This window comes from Pseudomonas sp. GW821-FHT02A11 (genome assembly GCF_059421985.1).
In genome coordinates, this window is sequence record NZ_JBWKWB010000008.1 from 199,124 (window position 1) to 218,569 (window position 19,446).

Here is a 19,446-nt window from a genome sequence, read left to right on the forward strand (position 1 = left end):
TCTCTAAACCGGATTACAGCACCGTCCACAACGAATCGAATTCCTGCTCCGGACCACCCTCTGGAGCAGCTTTCTTCGGCCCTTCAAGAATTTCGTATTCAAACTGATTGTAGCTGCCGGTCGTCGCGCGACGTCCGCTCAGGGTGGCCCGACGTTCATCGCCACTGCTGTTGATCATCACCTTGCTGCCATTGTCGAACGGCAGGCGCGGAGCGATGACGGTTGCTGGCACATCGATAGCCCGCACTTCAGGCAACAGCAGCGCACGAAGGTACTGACTGCTCTGTTCAGCGCGCAGCAACTGCATGCCGCAGGCCTGGGCGAACGGGGCGATCAGCTCGACGCCCATCTGTGTCCCGCCGCTGCGCACTTGGCGCACCCAGCGCACCACCGCAATGCTCCAGCCGTGACCGTGGTCCTGGATGCCGATCATCTCGCCGGCCTGCAGCTGATCCGGTACCTCTTTGGGCCATGCCAGGCAATAGCCGCCCGGGCTGTGGTTGACGATGTTGAGACTGTAGGTCGGAAAGCCTTTCTGACCGTCCGAGGCGGCAGCGGCTTCGGCCTCACTGCCTTGGTACTCGATCTCTTCGAACGGCAGCAGGGTGCTCGACGTTCCGGCGCGCTGAACGTCGATTGCCTGCCCCCACGGATCCTGTTTCTGTGGTTCAAGGGGTTGCAGTGTGTAATCAGCGACTTTGCTGACTGTATCGGTTGGCACCAGCAGCAGGTCGCTGAAGCATTTTTGCCCGCCGACGAAGTAATGCAGCGCGCTCATGCCCACGCAAACGGTCAGCGTGCCCTGGCTTGGAGTGCGCTGGAAGGCACGCTCCGAGACGTCGCCCCACGCAGCTGCCAGATGCTGAAGCACGTCGATCGACAGGCCCGGCGGCACATGCAGGTACGACTGGGTACGCTGCTCGATGGGGGTCTCGATGTAGCGCTGCAAGGCCGCCGACAGCGGGCGAGGGTTTATGCCCAGCAGGTTTGCGCGTTGATCCTCGGCATACAGCGAGGTGTAGCGCGGCGCGGTGTCAGTGCCATACGCCACGGCATACAGGCTCGAATCGTCGGTCGGCTGTTGCAGGGTGACCATCGAGCTCCAGGCATCCAGCGCATCGGCCAGCTTGCCGATGTTGTGCTGACGCATCTGGTTGCAGCGCGAGCAGCCCATCAGCAGCGCGACGGTGTAGGTCTGTTCGACGGTCAGCGTACGAGTGTGGTGGGCCTGATTGTCGGCAACCGGCACGTTGTGCAACTGATTCTGCCGGGCGATTTGGTAGATCTGATGCAGTTCGAGCCACAGACCATCCTGCACCGGACAGTAAAGCTGATTGGCACGAATGAGCGGGCCGTTGAGGCAATGCAGGGCTCGCTGCAGCGCTGTGGTCAGCAGCGTTGGGCGGTCCCGGCTGAATTTGGGGGCGATTCTGGCGATGATCTGTTTGTAGCCAATCGCCAGATGGTTCTGCAGCGCCTGGCAGAGGTTGGCGACCTTGCGAGGCCGCTCTTCCAGTACTACTGACTGATTCAGGAAGTGCCGCTCCAGATGCTTGCATACGAAAAACACTTCCGGGCGCAGCAGTTCGAGCAGTTGCAGGCGGTTTTCGCTGGGGGTGAGCAGCTGGTTGAGTTCGCCGAGGCCCTGATACAGCTGGCGGGCCATTTCGCCGAGGTTGGCTTTGGGCAGGGTCGAGATCCAGCGCTTCAGATCTTTGGGCGTCGCGTCACAGAACGACAGGCTCGACTGCGTCGGCACAGGTGCGCGCAACAACAGTGGGAGACTTAATTTACTCATGTGACAGGCAAACTCCAACAAACTACTGGCCCGAATGGCTTCATGTAAATGCGGTGCAGTGGCACGTTTACCGAGCGAAAGGAGCAAGTTTACGTCAATTGAAAGCGAAGTTTCCTACAACACCAATGGACGACTTTACCAGCATCGGTTAGCAGTCGCAGCCCTTAATATCAAAATGAAATTGTATCTGGGCTGAGACTCCAGGTCTTTGACGGCCAGTGGCGGGCCTCGTCAGGTCATGAGGGCGCGCCAAAAAAACGTTTCAAGATTTATCAGGCAAAAATCAGGCCTGAATAGCAGTGGCCAGCAGTTGACCCATTTGCGTCGGTGAGCCTGCCGCCAGTTGCTCAGCCCATTTCACCTGGTTCGGGCCGAACAGCACGATGGCTGTGGAGCCCAATTTGAAGCGGCCCAGTTCGGCGCCTTTTTCCAGATGAATCGGTGCACGGGCCGCTTCGTCGTAGCGGAACGTTTTCAGCTCGCGCTTTGGCGGGGTCACAAGACCGGCCCAAACGGTTTCGATCGAGGCGACGATCATCGCGCCAACCAGCACCACGGCCATCGGGCCGCGCTCGGTGTCGAACAGGCAGACGACGCGCTCGTTGCGGGCGAACAGCTCAGGCACGTTTTCGGCGGTGGTCTGGTTGACCGAGAACAGACGGCCCGGCACATAGACCATCTCGCGCAAAGTGCCTGCCAGTGGCATGTGCACGCGGTGATAGTCCTTCGGCGACAAGTAAATGGTGGCGAACTCGCCGCCCATGAACGGCGCGGACAGGCGCGCATCGCCACCGAGTAATTCCAGCGCACTGAAGCTGTGGCCCTTGGCCTGGAAAATGCGGCCATGATCGATCGGCCCCAACTGGCTCACTGCGCCATCGGCAGGGCAGAGGATCGCGCCCGGCGTTGCATCCAGCGGGCGTGCACCCGGTTTCAACGCGCGGGTGAAGAAATCGTTGAAGTGTGGGTAGGCAGTGAAGTCTTCCACCAGCGCCTGGGACATGTCGACCTGATAGCGGCGCACAAACCATTGGGTGAACGCATTCTTGAACCAGCGCACGCGGCACTCGGCAACGCAGCCGGCCAGACGTGACAGCAGGTGGTGGGGAAGCAGGTATTGGAAAAGAATAAACAGACGCTGTTTCATCAAGATTCCTAAAGCGTTTCAAAATAGGGAAATGCCATTCGTGTGTGCGACGGTTACTTCTCGATCGGTGTATCCGCGTGATTGCCCCACTCGCCCCACGAACCGGCGTAACCCTTGATTCGTGGGTAGCCCAGCGCCTTGGCCACCAGATAGGTGAAGCCGGAGCGGTGGTGGGTCTGGCAATGGGTGATGACTTCTTTGTCCGGCGTGATGCCCAGGGTTTCGAGGATCTGCGGCATGTCCTTGCGAATACGCAGGTTGCGCGCCTGATCCATGCCTGCGGTCCATTCAAAGTTCACGGCGCCGGGAATGTGACCGCCTCGGGCTGCGACGAGCTTCTCGCCTGAGTATTCGGTGGGGCCGCGCGCGTCCCAGATCGCCAGGTCAGCAGCGCCCAGACGGCTTTGCAGATATTCGCGGGTGGCGGTCGGTTCGTCGTGAATAGTGATTGGGACAGGGCCGCCAGCAGGGGCCGGCACTTCGCTGGACAGAGGCAAGCCTTCTGCCTGCCAGGCCAGCACGCCGCCATCCAGATAGTGGTATTTCGAGTGCCCGATCACGTCCAGCAGCCAGATGAAGCGTCCGGCCCAGCCACCGCCTTCGTCGTCGTACACCACATAGACCGCGTCCGGGTTGTGGCCCAGCTCGCCGAACAGGGTTTCAAGTTGCGACTGCGTGGGCAGCAGCCCCGGTGCGGGTGGCTGGCCCAGTTGTGTGCGTTTCGGATCGACGAAACGCGCCCCCGGAATGTGGCCGGTCTCATAGCGGGCGGCGCTGGTCAGGTCGACCAGAATCAGTTCTGAAACGCCGAGGCGTGCCTGCAATTCTGCGGGCTCGATCACCAGCGGCAAGCTTGAGAAGGCAGACATGTAGGGGCTCCAGATCTTGAAAAGAAGCGAATTGTAGCTCAGCCATCAACCCTTGCGTTGGCTAAAGGTGGTCAGCGCTTTCTCGATGCATTGCCCGGTTTTTCCGAACGCCTGGACCGTCATTTCCGAGAACGGCCCGCCGCCCTGATCGGCGACGATCACCATCAACACTCGGCCATGGCTGGCCAATGAGCGGATCAACAGGTTCTCCCCCGCAAACAGGCTGCGAAGCTGCGGCGGCAGCAAAGCGGAAAACTGTGCATTGTTGCTGGCGGTCAGTCGCAATTGTGTGGCTTGGGCCATCAGTCGTTGCAGCACGGTGCTTTCCCGGTAGGGGATGAGCAGCGCTGCAGCGGACGTGTCCACCCCGGCTAACTGGTGCACGCGCAGCGTGTCGGTCTTGCGATCAATCATCAGCAGCAGGGCGCGACGCATGCCCGAGGCGAGCAGGGCGTCACGCGCGCAGGTGGTCAGGTGCATCGCGTTGGTAAAGGTGCTCGGCTCCTTGAGCAAGTCGCCGCAAAGCCGGCGCCAGTCCTGCAGGGCTTCGGCCGAAGGCGGCGGGGCTGGGAGCAAACCTTGATGCACGCGTCGGGTGTCCCAGGGCCAAAGCAAGGCTTCGGCGGGATGCCAGACCCCGACGGCCGCGTGTTGACGAGCACTGGCCGCAGCGTTCTGGTGCACCTGTTGCTGCAGGTCATCGAAAGGCTTTTGCAGATAAAGGCTGGTAAGCAGCTCCCAGCGCACGGTGTGCGGGGTATCCCAGGCTTGCTGCGCTGACAGCGCCAGGCCGCTGGCCAGCAGAATGGTGTTTGCAGGTTGGTTCAGCCATCGGCGCAAAGGCAGGTCGGCGTCCAGTGCCTGCTGCTGTTTGAGCGGGTCGTCATTCTCATGAGCGATGCGCAACACCCGCACCAGGCTACGTTGCTCGCGAATCAGCAGGTCGTAGCCCTGAGTCACCCAGATCGGCAATTGCCAATGCGTCGCCAGCGCCCGACACAACTGCACCAGACGCACGCCAAACAGGGATTTCTCGACCGTCTTGGCGCACTCACCCTTGTGGATGATGCGCAGCTCCCATTCCTCCAGCAGCTTGGGGTGCGCGAGCGCCATCGGCCAGAGCGGGGCGAGAAACAGCAGGCTGCCCAGATGAATGTCCTGCCACAGCCGCGCCAGCTGATTGGCGAACAAACCATAGGCCTGTTGCGTGGCGTGCTGGCTGATCAATTGCAGCTGGCGCAGGGCGACGGGAATGTTCTGCAATTCGACACTCGGCAGGCGCCCCAGCAGCGTGCCGGTGCGCGCCAGACCCAGGCGATTCAGCGCTACCTCAAGGCTCTCCGCAGGCTCGGCCAGGCCACCACTGTGCAGATTGGCCTCGCGCAGCACGCTGAGCACCAGTGCCGGGCTGTCCTGCATCAGATCGGCGATCTCGCGCAGGGAGCGGCGGCTGTCGTTGAGCGCGGCATGCACTTTGGCGTGGGCGAGGGCTGGAACGGGCAGGGCGATGCTGTCCAGTTGTTTGACCCACGCGTCGAGTGTCTGCGGAACGAGGAGCTTAGAGGCGTTATCTGGTTGCATTCACAAGGCCCGTACGGCTGGGAGGTTTTGATCGGTGTCGAACGATGGCATCATGCTGGCCGTTGCGCTGCGGTGCCCGAACCAGACGCCAGACAGGATTTTCGCCTGAATTGACTATAGTCTGGCGCACTCATGCCGATAAGTAGAACAAGAGTTTCGAACGCTTCTCGCACAATGACCATGAACCCGACTCAGTAAGTATTCTTTATCTATGGCAAAAATTATCGGCATCATCGTCGTTTTCGCGAGCGTTCTCGGCGGCTACGTTCTCTCCCACGGTCAAATCGCTGCGTTGATCCAGCCTTTCGAGGTGATGATCATCGGCGGTGCCGCGTTCGGTGCATTTTTGCAGGCGAACCCGGGTTATATGACCATGCACGTCATCAAGAAGTCCGTGAAGATGTTTGGTTCACGCTTCACTCACGCCTTCTATCTCGAAGTGCTGGGCCTGATCTACGAGATCCTCAACAAGAGCCGTCGCGAAGGCATGATGGCGATTGAAGGGGATATCGAAGAGCCTGAAAACAGCCCCATCTTCGCCAAATACCCAAGCGTGCTCAAAGACACCCGCATGATCGCGTTCATCTGCGATTACCTGCGCATCATGTCGTCCGGCAACATGGCTCCCCACGAGCTCGAAGGCCTGTTCGACATGGAACTGCTGAGCATGAAAGAAGAGCTCGAACACCCTTCCCACGCGGTCACCGGTATCGCGGACGGTATGCCCGGTTTCGGTATCGTTGCGGCGGTACTGGGTATCGTGGTGACCATGGCGTCCCTGGGTTCCGGCGACAAGGCAGCGATCGGTATGCACGTAGGTGCGGCGCTGGTCGGTACCTTCTTCGGTATTCTTGCGGCCTACGGCTTCTTCGGCCCGCTGGCACAGTGCCTGGCGCACGATGCCAAGGAAGAAATGAACGTGTTCGAATCGATCAAGGCCTCGCTGGTGGCTTCGGCGTCGGGCGTGCCGCCTTCACTGGCTGTCGAGTTCGGTCGCAAGGTTCTCTATCCAGCGCACCGCCCCAGCTTCAGTGAGCTGGAACAAGCTGTTCGCGGTCGTTGATCCATGGAAAATAATCAGCCCATTATCGTCAAGCGCGTAAAGCGCTTTGGCGGCGGCCACCACGGTGGCGCCTGGAAAATCGCCTTCGCCGACTTCGCGACGGCGATGATGGCGTTCTTCCTCGTGTTGTGGCTGATGTCCTCGGCCACCCCCGAGCAGTTGATCGCCATCGCCGGCTACTTCAAGGACCCGGTCGGCTTTTCCGACAGCGGCTCGCCGTACGTCATCGACCTGGGCGGTTCGCCCGAGATGTCGCCGGACCAGACCCTCAACCCTGAAATCAAATCCACCCCCGCGCCGGACAAAGTGCCTGTGGATGCGGACAAGCAGGATGCGGCGGCCGAGCAGGTCGAACAGGAGCGTCTGGAGATGTTGCTGCAAGAGCTGCAGACCAAGGTCAACGAGAACCCGCAACTGGCGAAGTTCAAGGACCAGATTCTGTTCGAGATCACTCAGGACGGCCTGCGCATCCAGATCATGGACGCTGAAAACCGCCCCATGTTCGACATCGGCAGCGCGCGCCTGAAACCGTATTTCGAAGACATTCTGCTGGCCATGGCCGACACCATCAAAACGGTGCCGAACAAGGTGAGCATCAGTGGCCACACCGATGCGACGCCTTATGTGGGCAACAACGGGTTCGGCAACTGGGAGCTGTCGGCCAACCGCGCCAACGCCGCACGTCGTGCGCTGACGGCCGGTGGTTATCCTGATCCGCAGGTTGCGCGGGTCGTGGGCTACGCGTCGTCGTCCCTGTACGACAAGGACAACCCCAACAGCCCGATCAACCGTCGTATCGACATCACCGTGCTGACCAAAAAGGCACAGGCGCGTATCGAAGGCGCGCAGAATGCAGGCGAAGCGCCGAAAACCGATGCCGTCCCTGCACCGGCCTCACCTGCGGCTCCCGCCGACAAGCCTGGTGCATCGACCGCTGCGCCTGCAATCGATCCGCAGGCCTACGCCCAGCCCCACGAGATTCGCCAGAAGCTGAACATCTTCGAACAAGGGCAGTTGAAGATCGACGAGACGAAGAACTGATACCGGTTCTGACAAAAACGCCGCGATGATCGCGGCGTTTTTTTGTTTGTCATCAATGGGGAGCGGAAACCTTGTAAGGGCCAGCAAGCCGGCTCCCACAGGCGTGCAGTGCGTCTGCTCAGTAACTGGTTTCCGGCAAGCTCGCGATGATCGAGCGATAGCTGTTCATCCGCTGCTGCTGTACGCGGCCATCCTCCAGCCCCTTGAGCAGTGCACAGCCCGGCTCGCGGTCATGTTTGCAATCGCGGAAGCGACAGCGTCCGATCAGGTCGTTGAACTCGATGAAGCCTGCTTCGACGTCGGCGCGGCTGACGTGGCCCAGGCCGAATTCGCGGATGCCGGGGGAGTCGATCAGATCGCCGCCACGGGGGAAGTGGAACAGGCGCGCGGTGGTCGTGGTGTGGGTGCCTTGCCCGGAATATTCCGACAAGGGCCCGACCCGCGTTCCTACTTCGGGCAACAGGCTGTTGACCAGCGAGGACTTACCCACACCCGACTGACCCACGAACACGCTGACGTGGCCGTCGAGCAAATCCTGCAGTTGTTGCATGCCATTGCCGTGGTGAGCGGACACCTCAAGCACCGGATAGCCGAGGGTGCGATAGACCGCCAGCAGCGCGTTCAGGGCCGGGGCGTTCTCGTCGTTGATCAGGTCGTACTTGTTCAGCAGCAGCAACGGGCGAATCCCCGAATGCTCGGCAGCCACCAGATAACGGTCGATCAAATTGGCGTGAGGCTCGGGTGCCGGAGCGAAAACGATGACGATCAGGTCGACGTTGGCCGCCACCGGTTTGAGCTGGCCACGGGTGTCCGGGCGGCACAGCTCAGTATTGCGCGGCAGTTGCGCGACGATCACGCCGATGCCCTGATTGCCGGCGCGCCAGACCACCTTGTCGCCCGTCACCAATGCCGGCAGGTTGGCGCGCAAATGGCAACGGAACACCTGGCCGCTCAGCTCGCCTTCCTGCGCCTCGACTTCCACCTGCACACCGAAGTGCGCGATCACGAGCCCCGTTTGCTCAGGGCCGAGATCGCCGCCTTCGAGCGTTTCCAGGGCTTGCGACTCACGTTTGGCGGCGCGAGCAGCGCGCTCGCCCTGAATCTTTTCGATGCGCCAGTTTTGGCGGCGGTTGAGTTGGCGTTTGGCCATGGGTGTTCAGTGATCCGTTTTGATGACGCGTAAAGCTGCTGATTTGATGAAGCGCGAGCGAGTCTAGCATGCCCTTTAGGCTAAACTGCGCGCCTAAGCTGAGGAGCCGACATATGCAGAACAAGCAGAATCTGATCTGGATCGACCTGGAAATGACCGGTCTGGACCCTGATAACGACGTCATCATCGAAATGGCCACCATCATCACCGACAGCGAACTCAACACGCTGGCTGAAGGCCCGGTCATCGCCGTGCATCAGAGCGATGAGCTGCTCAACGGCATGGACGAGTGGAACACCCGTCAGCACGGCGGCTCGGGCCTGACCCAGCGCGTGCGCGAGAGCCAGATTTCCACTGCGCAAGCTGAGGCCATGACCCTGGACTTCATCAAGCAATGGGTGCCTGAACGCAGCTCGCCGATCTGCGGCAACAGCATCTGCCAGGACCGCCGCTTCCTTTATAAGCGCATGCCGACCCTGGAAAACTACTTCCACTATCGCAACCTCGACGTCTCCACGCTCAAGGAACTGGCCGCGCGCTGGTCGCCTGAGCTGAAGTTCAAGAAAGGCAACACCCACCTGGCGCTGGATGACATTCGTGAGTCCATTGCCGAGCTGCGTTTCTATCGCGAGCACTTCATCAAGGTCTGACGTCGTCAGGTAGGAGCGCGCTTGCTGCGATAACCATTTGCCAGTCAACAAGCGTTGACAGGCGGATGGCTATCGCGGGCAAGCGCGCTCCTACACGTTTTAAGCTACGCCTTCATTTCGCACGGATCGCCACGATGCTGTTGATGCTCTATCTGATCGCCATCACTGCCGAAGCCATGACCGGCGCGCTGTCTGCCGGGCGGCGTGGCATGGACTGGTTTGGCGTGGTGCTGATCGCCTGCATCACAGCGCTGGGTGGCGGCTCGGTGCGCGACGTGCTGCTGGGGCATTACCCGCTGACGTGGGTCAAACATCCGGAATACCTGATTCTCACCAGTGTCGCGGCGTTGGTGACGATCTTCATCGCGCCTTTGATGCGTCATTTGCGCTCGTTGTTTCTGGTGCTCGATGCCCTGGGTCTGGTGGCCTTTACTGTGATTGGCTGCACCACCGCGCTGGACATGGGCCTGAGCATGATGGTCGCGGCGGTCAGCGGGGTGATCACCGGGACCTTCGGCGGCATCCTGCGTGACATCTTCTGTAACGACATCCCGCTGATCTTCCGCCGCGAGCTTTACGCCAGCGTCTCGTTTGCGGCGGCTTGGTGTTTTCTGTTGTGTCAGTGGACGGGGTTGCCGATCGAGCAGGGCACGTTGATTACCCTGTTTGGCGGGTTACTGCTGCGTTTGCTGGCGATCCGCTTTCATTGGGAAATGCCCAAGTTTGTTTACAAGGATGGGCATTGAGTCGCTTCGATGGGACGGCCTGAACGTCCATACACGATGCGGCGAAGTCTCTGTAGGAGCGAATTCATTCGCGAACGATGTTCAGGTCACGAAGATGGGTTGGATGTACCGACGTCTCGCGAATGAATTCGCTCCCACAGGTCGTTTACCCTGCATTCAGGCAGTGTCTGTGCTCGAATGTTGCTGCAACGCCCACTCCACATGCTCGCGAACCATCTCTGACGGGTCATCCAGCCGCGTCTTCAACGCCTCGATCACCGGGATGCTCGACGGCGCGTTGCCCAATCCCACCGCCAGATTGCGCAGCCACCGCTCATACCCCGCGCGGCGCAGGGGCGAGCCTTCGGTGTTGCTGAGGAAGGTCGTTTCATCCCACAAAAACAGCGTCGTCAGCTCGGCATTATCCAGGCCATGACGAGGCTTGAAGTCGTTCTGGTCGGTCGGACGGGCGAAGCGGTTCCAGGGGCAGACAATCTGACAATCGTCACAGCCAAACACGCGGTTGCCGATCATTGAGCGCAGCTCTTTGGGGATTGACGTCTTCAGCTCAATGGTCAGGTAGGAGATGCAGCGTCGGGCGTCCAGTACGTAGGGCCCGACGAACGCGTTGGTCGGGCATACATCCAGGCACGCAGTGCAGCGGCCGCAGTGTTCGCTGGCATGGGGTTCGTCGGTGGGCAGCGCAAGGTCGACGAACAGCTCGCTCAGGAAGAAGTAACTGCCAGCCTTGCGATTGAGCACCAGGGTGTTCTTGCCGATCCAGCCCAGCCCGGCCTGCTCGGCGATGGCTTTCTCCAGCACGGGGGCGCTGTCGACGAAGGCGCGAAAGCCGAAGGGCCCTATGCGCTGTTGAATCCGCTCGGCCAGTTGCTGGACGCGCTTGCGAATCAGCTTGTGATAATCGCGGCCCAGTGCGTAACGCGAGACGTAGGCTTTTTCCGGCTGTGCGAGCAATTGCGCCATCTGCGTATCGCCCGGCAGGTAGTCCATGCGCAGCGACACGACCCGCAGCGTACCCGGCACCAGTTCGTCGGGATGCGAACGTTTGCAGCCATGCGCTGCCATATAGTCCATCTCGCCGTGGTACCCGGCTTCGAGCCAGCGCTCAAGATGCTGCTCATGTTCCGCCAGATCCAGTCCCGAGATGCCAACCTGCTGGAAGCCGAGTTCGCGCCCCCAGTCCTTGATCGATTGGGCAAGCTCGGCCAACCCGGCAGCTGTCAGGGGCGCTGGGTTTGTGGATGGATCTACAGTAATCGCGGACATGCAAGGAGGACACCGGGGCGCAGGTGCGTATAATTCTGCCAGACATCGGAGCCTAAAGACGCATGTTGCACAGCAAACCCCCACTTCCCGACGCACTGTACAGTGCCGCGCAGGTCCGCGACCTCGACGCACGACTGATTGCAGCGGGTACGCCTGGCTTTGAATTGATGCAGCGCGCCGCCCATGCGGCCTGGCGTGCAATCCGTCGCCACTGGCCGGACGGGCAACAACTGACTGTGTTGGCCGGCCATGGCAACAACGCAGGCGATGGCTATTTGATCGCTGCATTGGCCAAGCGCGCGGGCTGGCAGGTGACGGTGCTGGCGGTGGGCGATTGTTCTGCGTTGAAGGGCGATGCCGGGGCTGCTTATAAAGAAGCGCGGGGCGAACAGGTCGACATCCAGCCCTGGAATCAGCAGCTGCTTAAGGGCAATGTCGTTGATGCGTTGCTCGGCACTGGCTTGAAGGGTGACGTTCGCGATCCTTACGCCTCGGTGATTCAAGCGGTCAACGACAGCGGCCTGCCGGTCATGGCGGTCGATATCCCTTCCGGGCTCTGCGCCGACACCGGCCGAACCTTGGGCGTGGCGATCCAGGCTGATCTGACGGTGACCTTCATCGGCCTCAAGGTCGGGTTGTTCACCGCGGATGCGCCGGATCTGGTCGGCGAGCTGGTTTTCGATGACCTGCAAGCCGATCCCGCAATCGTCGCGCAGACGCCTGTCAGCGTTAAACGTCTCGATACATTTAATTTGCCCCGGCTCAAACCTCGTCCGCGCACGGCCCACAAAGGCATGTTTGGCCGGGTTCTGGTGATTGGCGGGGATCTGGGCTTCGGCGGCGCGGCGTTGCTGGCCACTGAAAGCACCTTGCGCAACGGCGCGGGCATGGTCACGTTGGCGACTCGTCCAGAGCACGTGAGCGCGGCCTTGGCGCGCGTTCCTGAGGTGATGAGCGCCGGGATCAGCTCGGCGAATCAACTGATGGGGCTGATCGAACCTGCCAGTGTGCTGGTCGTGGGGCCCGGCCTGGGGCAGCACGCCTGGGGGCGCAGCCTGTTGTCTGCTGCCGCCAGCGCCGAGCGTCCTCAGATCTGGGACGCCGATGCCCTCAATCAATTGGCAGCCGGACGGGTGCAACTGCCCAAAGATTGCGTGATTACCCCACATCCGGGAGAGGCAGCGCGTCTGCTCGGCGTCAGCACCCAAGAGATACAGGCTGATCGTCCCGCCGCCGCGCGGGCGCTGGCAAAAAAATACAACGCTGTCTGCGTGCTCAAAGGCAGCGGCAGTCTGATCGCCAGCCCGGCAGGCGAACTGGCGCTGGCCGATCATGGCCACCCGGCAATGGCCACCGGAGGGCTGGGCGACGTGCTGGCCGGGCTGATTGGCGCCTTGCTGGCGCAAAAAATGCCCGCATTCGACGCCGCATGCCTTGGCGTCTGGCTGCACGCGCTGGCCGGAGAAAAATGTGGGGCAAGCGGACGCGGAATGGCTGCCGCTGATCTGATTCCTGAAATTCGCAAGCTGCTGGAGGAGCAACAACCGTGTCTGAGTTAACCCTGCACCTGTTGGGTGAAGAGGCGATGACCAACTTTGGTGCGCGGATTGCCCAAGTCACTGAAAGCAATGGGATTATTTTCCTGGAAGGGGATTTGGGCGCTGGTAAGACCACGCTTTCGCGCGGAATCATCCGCGGTTTGGGCCACACCGGCGCGGTCAAAAGCCCAACTTTTACCCTGGTAGAACCTTACGAAATTGGGAGAAATCGCGCGTATCACTTTGATCTTTACCGACTTGTTGATCCAGAAGAGCTAGAATTCCTCGGCATACGCGACTATTTCGAAGGCAAAGCGCTTTGCCTGATCGAGTGGCCCAATCTTGGTGCAGGCTTTTTGCCAAAGCCCGACCTGATCATTACCATAAGGCCGCACGCGGAAGGTAGAGCGCTGACTCTGAGCCCGAGAAGCTCGCGCGGTGAGACATGGTGTGCCGCTTTGGCTTTGGAATTCAAATAGATATGGGGTTAGGTATGCGCATGCGCGCGCTGGTTTCTGTGATTGGACTGCTGCTGACGACATTGGCTGTCGATGCGTTTGCCGCCTCACAGGTACGAAGTGTCCGCTTATGGCGTGCGCCGGATAACACCCGGCTGGTCTTTGACCTGTCCGGCCCGGTACAGCATAGCGTCTTCACCCTTCAGTCTCCGGACCGTCTGGTCATCGACATCAACGGCGCCACGCTGGGCGGCGCGCTGAATATTCCTACGGCCAACACGCCGATCACCAGCATGCGTTCAGCGCAGCGCACGCCGGACGACCTGCGCGTGGTCATCGACCTGAAAAAGGCCGTCACCCCGAAAAGCTTCACGCTGGCGCCGAACGCGCAGTACGGCAACCGTCTGGTGGTCGATCTGTACGACAACCCGGCGGACGCCAACCCGACGCCAACCGTCGCGGACACGCCCGCTACCGTGGCGCCGGCGACTCCCGCTGTGCCGGTCAGCCCGTCCAAGCCTGAAATCAAATTGCCCCCTGTGCCCAACGGCAAGCGCGACATCGTGGTTGTGATCGATGCTGGCCACGGCGGCGAAGACCCTGGCGCTTCGGGCAGTCGCGGGGAGAAAGAAAAGAACGTCGTGCTGTCGATCGCCAAGGAGCTTCAGCGCCAGATCAGTGCCGAGAAAGGCTACCGCGCCGAACTGACCCGTACTGGCGACTACTTCATTCCGCTGCGTAAACGCACCGAAATCGCCCGCGCCAAGGGGGCCGACCTGTTCGTCTCGATCCATGCGGACGCGGCGCCTTCGTCGGCAGCGTTCGGTGCGTCGGTGTTTGCCTTGTCCGATCGCGGCGCTACGTCCGAGACTGCGCGCTGGCTGGCCGACAGTGAAAACCGCTCCGACTTGATCGGTGGGGCCGGGGCTGTGAGCCTGGACGACAAGGACCGCATGCTGGCGGGCGTATTGCTCGACCTTTCGATGACCGCTTCGCTGACCTCCAGCCTGAACGTGGGCCAGAAGGTACTGACCAACATCGGTCGCGTGACTTCGCTGCATAAGTCGCGGGTCGAGCAAGCAGGCTTCATGGTGCTCAAGTCACCGGACATTCCGTCGATCCTGGTCGAGACCGGCTTCATTTCCAACTCTGCCGAAGCCAGCAAGCTACAAGGTGCCAGCCACCAGCAGGCGTTGGCGCGCTCGATCACGGCGGGCGTGAAGCAGTTCTTCCAGCAGAATCCGCCGCAGGGCACTTACATTGCCTGGCTGCGTGACAACGGCAAGCTGGCCATGGGCCCGCACGAGCACACTGTGCGCCCTGGGGAGTCGCTGAGCATGCTCTCGGCGCGCTACGACATGAGCATGGCAACGCTGCGCTCGGCCAACGGCCTGAGCTCCGATGAGCTGCGGGTTGGCCAGCAATTGAAGATTCCGAGTGCGGAACTGGCGGGTGAGCCGTGAGTGATCTGTTGCTCGACGAACAGGGTTTCGACGTTTCTGCAGGCGCTGACAGCCCGGCGGCCCAGGCTGCGCGCATCCAGTTGCTCAGCCCGCGCCTGGCTAACCAGATCGCGGCCGGCGAGGTGGTCGAGCGCCCTGCGTCGGTGATCAAGGAGTTGCTGGAAAACAGCCTCGACTCCGGCGCCCGCCGCATCGATGTCGACGTCGAGCAAGCTGGCATCAAGCTGCTACGCGTGCGCGACGACGGTGGCGGGATCTCCTCCGATGACCTGCCGCTGGCGCTGGCCCGTCACGCCACCAGCAAGATCCGTGAGCTGGAAGATCTCGAGCGGGTCATGAGCCTCGGGTTCCGGGGCGAGGCACTGGCGTCGATCAGTTCCGTCGCGCGCCTGACGCTGACCTCGCGCACCCGCGACGCCGATCAGGCCTGGCAGGTGGAAACAGAAGGCCGCGACATGGCCTCTCGCGTACAGCCTGCTGCGCATCCTGTGGGCACCTCGGTTGAGGTCCGCGACCTGTTCTTCAACACCCCGGCTCGACGCAAGTTCCTCAAGGCCGAGAAAACCGAGTTCGATCACCTGCAAGAAGTGATCAAGCGTATGGCCTTGGCGCGTTTCGACGTGGCTTTCCATCTGCGCCATAACGGCAAGACTGTCCTCAGCCTGCACGAAGCCCGTGATGACGTTGCCCGCGCACGACGCGTTTCGGCAGTGTGCGGGCCGGGTTTTCTTGAGCAGGCGCTGCCGATCGAAGTCGAGCGCAATGGCCTGAAACTATGGGGTTGGGTGGGGCTGCCGACGTTCTCGCGCAGTCAGGCTGACTTGCAGTATTTCTTCGTCAATGGCCGTGCGGTGCGCGACAAACTGGTTGCCCACGCCGTGCGTCAGGCTTATCGCGACGTGTTGTTCAACGGCCGTCATCCGACGTTCGTGCTGTTTTTCGAGGTCGACCCGGCAGTGGTCGACGTCAACGTGCACCCGACCAAGCACGAAGTCCGCTTCCGTGACGGGCGCATGGTGCATGACTTCCTTTATGGCACGCTGCACCGCGCGCTGGGTGATGTGCGTCCTGAAGACCAAGTGGCCGGCACCACGTCAGTCACCGCGCTGGTGCGTCCTAGCGGGCCTGAGGCGGGCGAATTCGGGCCGCAGGGCGAAATGCGTCTGGCCAATAACGTGCTGGAAACCCCGCAGGGCTCAGCGTGGAATGCGCCGAGCAGCGCCGGAGCGAGCCCGGTCGCGGGTTCTGGCAGTGGTGCGGGTTATCAGTATCAGTACACGCCAAGGCCGTCGTCGGTGCTGCCTGCCGAAGAGGCCCGCGCTGCCTACAGCACATTCTTCGCGCCGCTGCCAGGTGCACAAGACAGCCCGGCGGCTGGCGCAGGCGTTGCGCTGCCTGAATCCCAAGGCGATATACCACCGCTGGGCTACGCGCTGGCTCAGCTCAAAGGCATTTATATCCTCGCCGAAAACGCCCACGGCATGGTGCTGGTGGACATGCACGCGGCCCACGAACGCATCATGTACGAGCGCCTGAAGATCGCCATGGCCAGCGAGGGCCTCAGTGGCCAGCCGCTGTTGGTGCCGGAGTCGATCGCGGTCAGTCAGCGTGAAGCCGATTGCGCGGAAGAGCACATGGCCACCTTCCAGCAATTGGGTTTCGAATTGCAGCGTCTGGGCCCTGAAAGCCTGGCGATTCGGCAGATCCCGGCATTGCTCAAGCAAGCCGAGGCCAATCGCCTGGTGCATGACGTGCTGGCTGATCTGATGGAATACGGCACCAGCGACCGGGTGCAGGCGCACATGAACGAACTGCTCGGCACCATGGCCTGCCACGGCGCGGTGCGCGCCAACCGGCGTCTGGCGATTCCGGAAATGAACGGCCTGCTGCGCGATATGGAAAACACCGAGCGCAGCGGTCAGTGCAATCACGGACGACCGACCTGGACCCAACTGGGTATGGACGATCTCGACAAACTGTTTCTGCGCGGTCGCTGATGAGTGCGTATCCCCCGGCCATCTTTCTGATGGGGCCGACTGCCGCTGGCAAAACCGATCTGGCCATCGAGCTGACCAAGGTGCTGCCTTGCGAACTGATCAGCGTCGATTCGGCGCTGGTTTATCGCGGCATGGACATCGGTACCGCCAAACCTTCAAAAGCGCTTCTGGATGAGTATCCGCATCGGCTGATCGATATCCTTGACCCGTCCGAGAGCTATTCGGCGGCGGATTTTCGCACCGACGCGTTGCACGCCATGGCTGAAATCACCGCCAGAGGAAAAATTCCCCTGCTGGTGGGTGGCACCATGTTGTATTTCAAGGCTCTATTGGAGGGCCTGGCAGACATGCCGGCCGCCGATGCCCAGGTTCGCGCGCAACTGGAGGCCGAAGCGGCGAGTCATGGCTGGCAGGCATTGCACGATGAGCTGGCGAGTATCGACCCGGTTTCGGCAGCGCGGATTCACCCCAACGACCCCCAGCGGCTGGTACGTGCGCTGGAAGTGTATCGGGTCAGCGGGATGAGCATGACCGCACACCGTGAGCAACAAAGTGCGCAAAGTGCTCAAGCTGGCGCTTCGGGGCGGCATCAATTGCCCTATACTGTCGCAAATCTGGCGATTGCACCTCAGGATCGCAAGGTACTGCACGACCGAATCGCGCTACGTTTCGGGCAAATGCTTGATGAAGGATTCGTTGAAGAAGTCGTAGCGTTACGTTCGAGGGGCGACCTGCACTCGAACTTACCGTCTATAAGAGCTGTAGGGTATCGCCAGGTCTGGGATCATCTGGATGGCAAGCTGACCCGCGACGAGATGCAGGAACGCGGCATCATCGCCACGCGCCAGCTGGCCAAAAGACAGTTCACCTGGTTACGAAGCTGGGAAAATTTACACTGGTTGGACAGCCTGGCTTGCGACAATCTGCCACGCACCTTGAAATACCTGGGATCGGCCTCCATATTGGGCTGAGTCCTTGCAATAGCCGTCTATCCTTGGGGGGTAACGGCCCAAGCCAATGTTTTCAAATTTATTCTATTGATCCTTAAAGGAGTGCGGCACATGTCAAAAGGGCATTCGCTACAAGACCCTTACCTGAACACTTTGCGTAAAGAAAAGGTTGGGGTTTCGATCTACCTGGTCAACGGCATCAAGCTGCAAGGCACGATCGAGTCGTTCGACCAGTTCGTAATTTTGCTGAAGAACACCGTCAGCCAAATGGTTTACAAGCACGCCATCTCGACCGTTGTTCCGGTTCGTCCAATTCGTCTGCCTAGCGCGTCCGAATCCGAAGCGGGTGACGCTGAGCCAGGTAACGCCTGATAGGAGTCTGCCTTGTTCTTTGAGCGCCACGGTGGTGGTGAGCGGGCGATCCTCGTTCATTTGGATGGTCAGGACCCTGAGGCGCGCGAAGATCCGCAGGAGTTCCGGGAGCTGGCGCTTTCGGCAGGTGCCGATATCGTTGCGTTTATCAACGTGCCACGGCATCGGCCAACCGCCAAGTTTCTGGTAGGCAGCGGCAAGGTCGAGGAATTGCGCGACCTGGTCCATGCCGAAAAAACCGATCTGGTCATTTTCAATCATGTCCTTACGCCCAGTCAGGAACGTAACCTCGAACGTGTTTTCGAGTGTCGCGTGCTTGACCGTACGGGCCTGATTCTCGATATCTTCGCCCAGCGTGCGCGGACTCATGAAGGCAAGTTGCAGGTCGAGCTGGCACAGCTTGAGCACATGAGCACACGTCTGGTTCGTGGCTGGACTCACCTTGAGCGTCAGGGCGGTGGTATCGGCCTGCGTGGTCCGGGTGAAACCCAGCTCGAAACAGACCGTCGTCTGCTGCGGGTGCGCCTGCGTCAGATCAAGGGCCGTCTGGAAAAGGTCCGCAGCCAGCGTGACCAGGCCCGTCGCGGCCGTTCCCGTGCCGATATTCCCACTGTCTCCATCGTGGGCTACACCAACGCCGGTAAATCAACGCTGTTCAATGCGGTGACCGATTCCGACGTCTACGCTGCTGACCAGCTGTTCGCCACCCTTGACCCGACCCTGCGCCGTCTCGAACTGAACGACCTGGGGCCGATCGTGCTGGCCGATACGGTGGGCTTCATCCGCCATCTGCCGCACAAGCTGGTCGAGGCGTTCCGGGCTACGCTCGAAGAGTCGAGCAACTCGGACCTCTTGCTGCATGTGATCGACGCTCACGAGCCCGACCGCATGGAGCAGATCGAGCAGGTGATGGCGGTTCTGGGCGAGATCGGTGCCCAGGACTTGCCGATGCTGGAGGTCTATAACAAACTCGATTTGCTCGAGGGGGTCGAGCCGCAGATCCAGCGCGATGCCGATGGCAAACCGCAACGGGTCTGGGTGTCTGCACGTGACGGTCGTGGCCTGGACTTGCTCAAGCAAGCCATTGCCGAGCTGTTGGGGGACGATCTGTTCATTGGCACGCTGTGCCTGTCGCAACGCTTTGCCCGGTTGCGCGCCCAGTTTTTCCAGCTGGGAGCGGTTCAGAGCGAAGAGCATGATGAGGAAGGCCAAAGCCTGTTGGCGGTACGTCTGCCCCGAGTTGAATTCAATCGCCTGGTGAGTCGCGAAGGACTGCAGCCGCTGGAATTCATCGAGCAACACACTTTGCAATAAAAGCCTTTCGAAGCGGTTGTGCTGCTTTGACAGGCATTCTGTA

Annotated in this window: 17 protein-coding genes; 11 read left to right on the forward strand and 6 right to left on the reverse strand. The window is 60.9% G+C overall.

The genetic code is table 11. The features are described from left to right. Positions 1-13: 13 nt before the first annotated feature. The 4 genes from AC07V9_RS14575 to AC07V9_RS14590 all read right to left on the reverse strand — a co-directional run bounded on the left by AC07V9_RS14575 (position 14) and on the right by AC07V9_RS14590 (position 5,395). Entirely contained in the window at positions 14-1,798 is a 1,785-nt protein-coding gene (locus AC07V9_RS14575; RefSeq protein ID WP_495016407.1) for a cyclic-di-GMP receptor FimW-related protein, read from the reverse strand. A 283-nt stretch (positions 1,799-2,081) separates the two neighbouring features. Next, complete coding sequence (gene asd, locus AC07V9_RS14580) at positions 2,082-2,951, reverse strand: archaetidylserine decarboxylase (protein WP_495016448.1); 870 nt, start codon at positions 2,949-2,951, stop codon at positions 2,082-2,084. A gap of 47 nt (positions 2,952-2,998) precedes the next feature. Further along, positions 2,999-3,814, reverse strand: a complete 816-nt coding sequence (locus AC07V9_RS14585) for a rhodanese-like domain-containing protein (RefSeq protein ID WP_495016408.1) — start codon at positions 3,812-3,814, stop codon at positions 2,999-3,001. Positions 3,815-3,859: 45 nt separating this feature from the next. Further along, a complete protein-coding gene (locus tag AC07V9_RS14590; protein WP_495016409.1) occupies positions 3,860-5,395 on the reverse strand; it encodes an HDOD domain-containing protein in 1,536 nt (511 codons plus the stop codon). Between the two features lie 211 nt (positions 5,396-5,606). Between AC07V9_RS14590 and motA the strand changes: the two genes are divergently transcribed. Continuing rightward, positions 5,607-6,458 (forward strand): flagellar motor stator protein MotA, encoded by an 852-nt coding sequence (gene motA / locus AC07V9_RS14595; RefSeq protein WP_480398463.1) that lies wholly within the window; start codon positions 5,607-5,609, stop codon positions 6,456-6,458. Between the two features lie 3 nt (positions 6,459-6,461). Continuing rightward, positions 6,462-7,499: a flagellar motor protein MotB gene (motB, locus tag AC07V9_RS14600; protein WP_495016410.1), complete on the forward strand. Its 1,038-nt coding sequence runs from the start codon at positions 6,462-6,464 to the stop codon at positions 7,497-7,499. A 118-nt stretch (positions 7,500-7,617) separates the two neighbouring features. On the opposite strand, the gene rsgA is transcribed toward motB, so the two are convergent. After that, positions 7,618-8,649: a small ribosomal subunit biogenesis GTPase RsgA gene (rsgA, locus tag AC07V9_RS14605; protein ID WP_495016411.1), complete on the reverse strand. Its 1,032-nt coding sequence runs from the start codon at positions 8,647-8,649 to the stop codon at positions 7,618-7,620. A gap of 113 nt (positions 8,650-8,762) precedes the next feature. Between rsgA and orn the strand changes: the two genes are divergently transcribed. After that, positions 8,763-9,299, forward strand: a complete 537-nt coding sequence (gene orn, locus AC07V9_RS14610; protein WP_495016412.1) for an oligoribonuclease — start codon at positions 8,763-8,765, stop codon at positions 9,297-9,299. 134 nt (positions 9,300-9,433) lie between these two features. Continuing rightward, complete coding sequence (locus tag AC07V9_RS14615; RefSeq protein WP_495016413.1) at positions 9,434-10,045, forward strand: trimeric intracellular cation channel family protein; 612 nt, start codon at positions 9,434-9,436, stop codon at positions 10,043-10,045. 156 nt (positions 10,046-10,201) lie between these two features. Here the strand turns inward: AC07V9_RS14615 and queG are convergent, their stop codons facing one another. After that, the gene (queG, locus tag AC07V9_RS14620; RefSeq protein WP_495016414.1) at positions 10,202-11,311 is read right to left on the reverse strand and encodes a tRNA epoxyqueuosine(34) reductase QueG; all 1,110 of its coding nucleotides are present in this window, start codon (positions 11,309-11,311) and stop codon (positions 10,202-10,204) included. 62 nt (positions 11,312-11,373) lie between these two features. Here queG and AC07V9_RS14625 point away from each other — a divergent pair, with 62 nt between their 5' ends. From AC07V9_RS14625 to hflX, 7 genes are all read left to right on the forward strand, one after another. Then, entirely contained in the window at positions 11,374-12,870 is a 1,497-nt protein-coding gene (locus tag AC07V9_RS14625; protein WP_495016415.1) for an NAD(P)H-hydrate dehydratase, read from the forward strand. Then, positions 12,858-13,328, forward strand: a complete 471-nt coding sequence (gene tsaE, locus AC07V9_RS14630) for a tRNA (adenosine(37)-N6)-threonylcarbamoyltransferase complex ATPase subunit type 1 TsaE (protein WP_495016416.1) — start codon at positions 12,858-12,860, stop codon at positions 13,326-13,328. The genes AC07V9_RS14625 and tsaE overlap by 13 nt, the downstream gene beginning before the upstream one ends. 2 nt (positions 13,329-13,330) lie before the next feature. After that, on the forward strand, positions 13,331-14,770 hold the full coding sequence (locus AC07V9_RS14635; RefSeq protein ID WP_495016417.1) for an N-acetylmuramoyl-L-alanine amidase: 1,440 nt from the start codon (positions 13,331-13,333) through the stop codon (positions 14,768-14,770). Positions 14,771-14,778: 8 nt separating this feature from the next. Continuing rightward, positions 14,779-16,767, forward strand: coding sequence for a DNA mismatch repair endonuclease MutL (mutL, locus tag AC07V9_RS14640; RefSeq protein ID WP_495016449.1), 1,989 nt, complete (start codon positions 14,779-14,781; stop codon positions 16,765-16,767). Next, the gene (gene miaA, locus AC07V9_RS14645) at positions 16,767-17,738 is read left to right on the forward strand and encodes a tRNA (adenosine(37)-N6)-dimethylallyltransferase MiaA (RefSeq protein WP_495016418.1); all 972 of its coding nucleotides are present in this window, start codon (positions 16,767-16,769) and stop codon (positions 17,736-17,738) included. The genes mutL and miaA overlap by 1 nt, the downstream gene beginning before the upstream one ends. A gap of 90 nt (positions 17,739-17,828) precedes the next feature. After that, positions 17,829-18,089: an RNA chaperone Hfq gene (gene hfq, locus AC07V9_RS14650; protein WP_339448568.1), complete on the forward strand. Its 261-nt coding sequence runs from the start codon at positions 17,829-17,831 to the stop codon at positions 18,087-18,089. Between the two features lie 12 nt (positions 18,090-18,101). Next, positions 18,102-19,403 carry a ribosome rescue GTPase HflX gene (hflX, locus tag AC07V9_RS14655; RefSeq protein WP_495016419.1) on the forward strand — a complete coding sequence of 434 codons (1,302 nt, stop codon included), beginning with the start codon at positions 18,102-18,104 and terminating at the stop codon, positions 19,401-19,403. Positions 19,404-19,446: the final 43 nt, after the last annotated feature.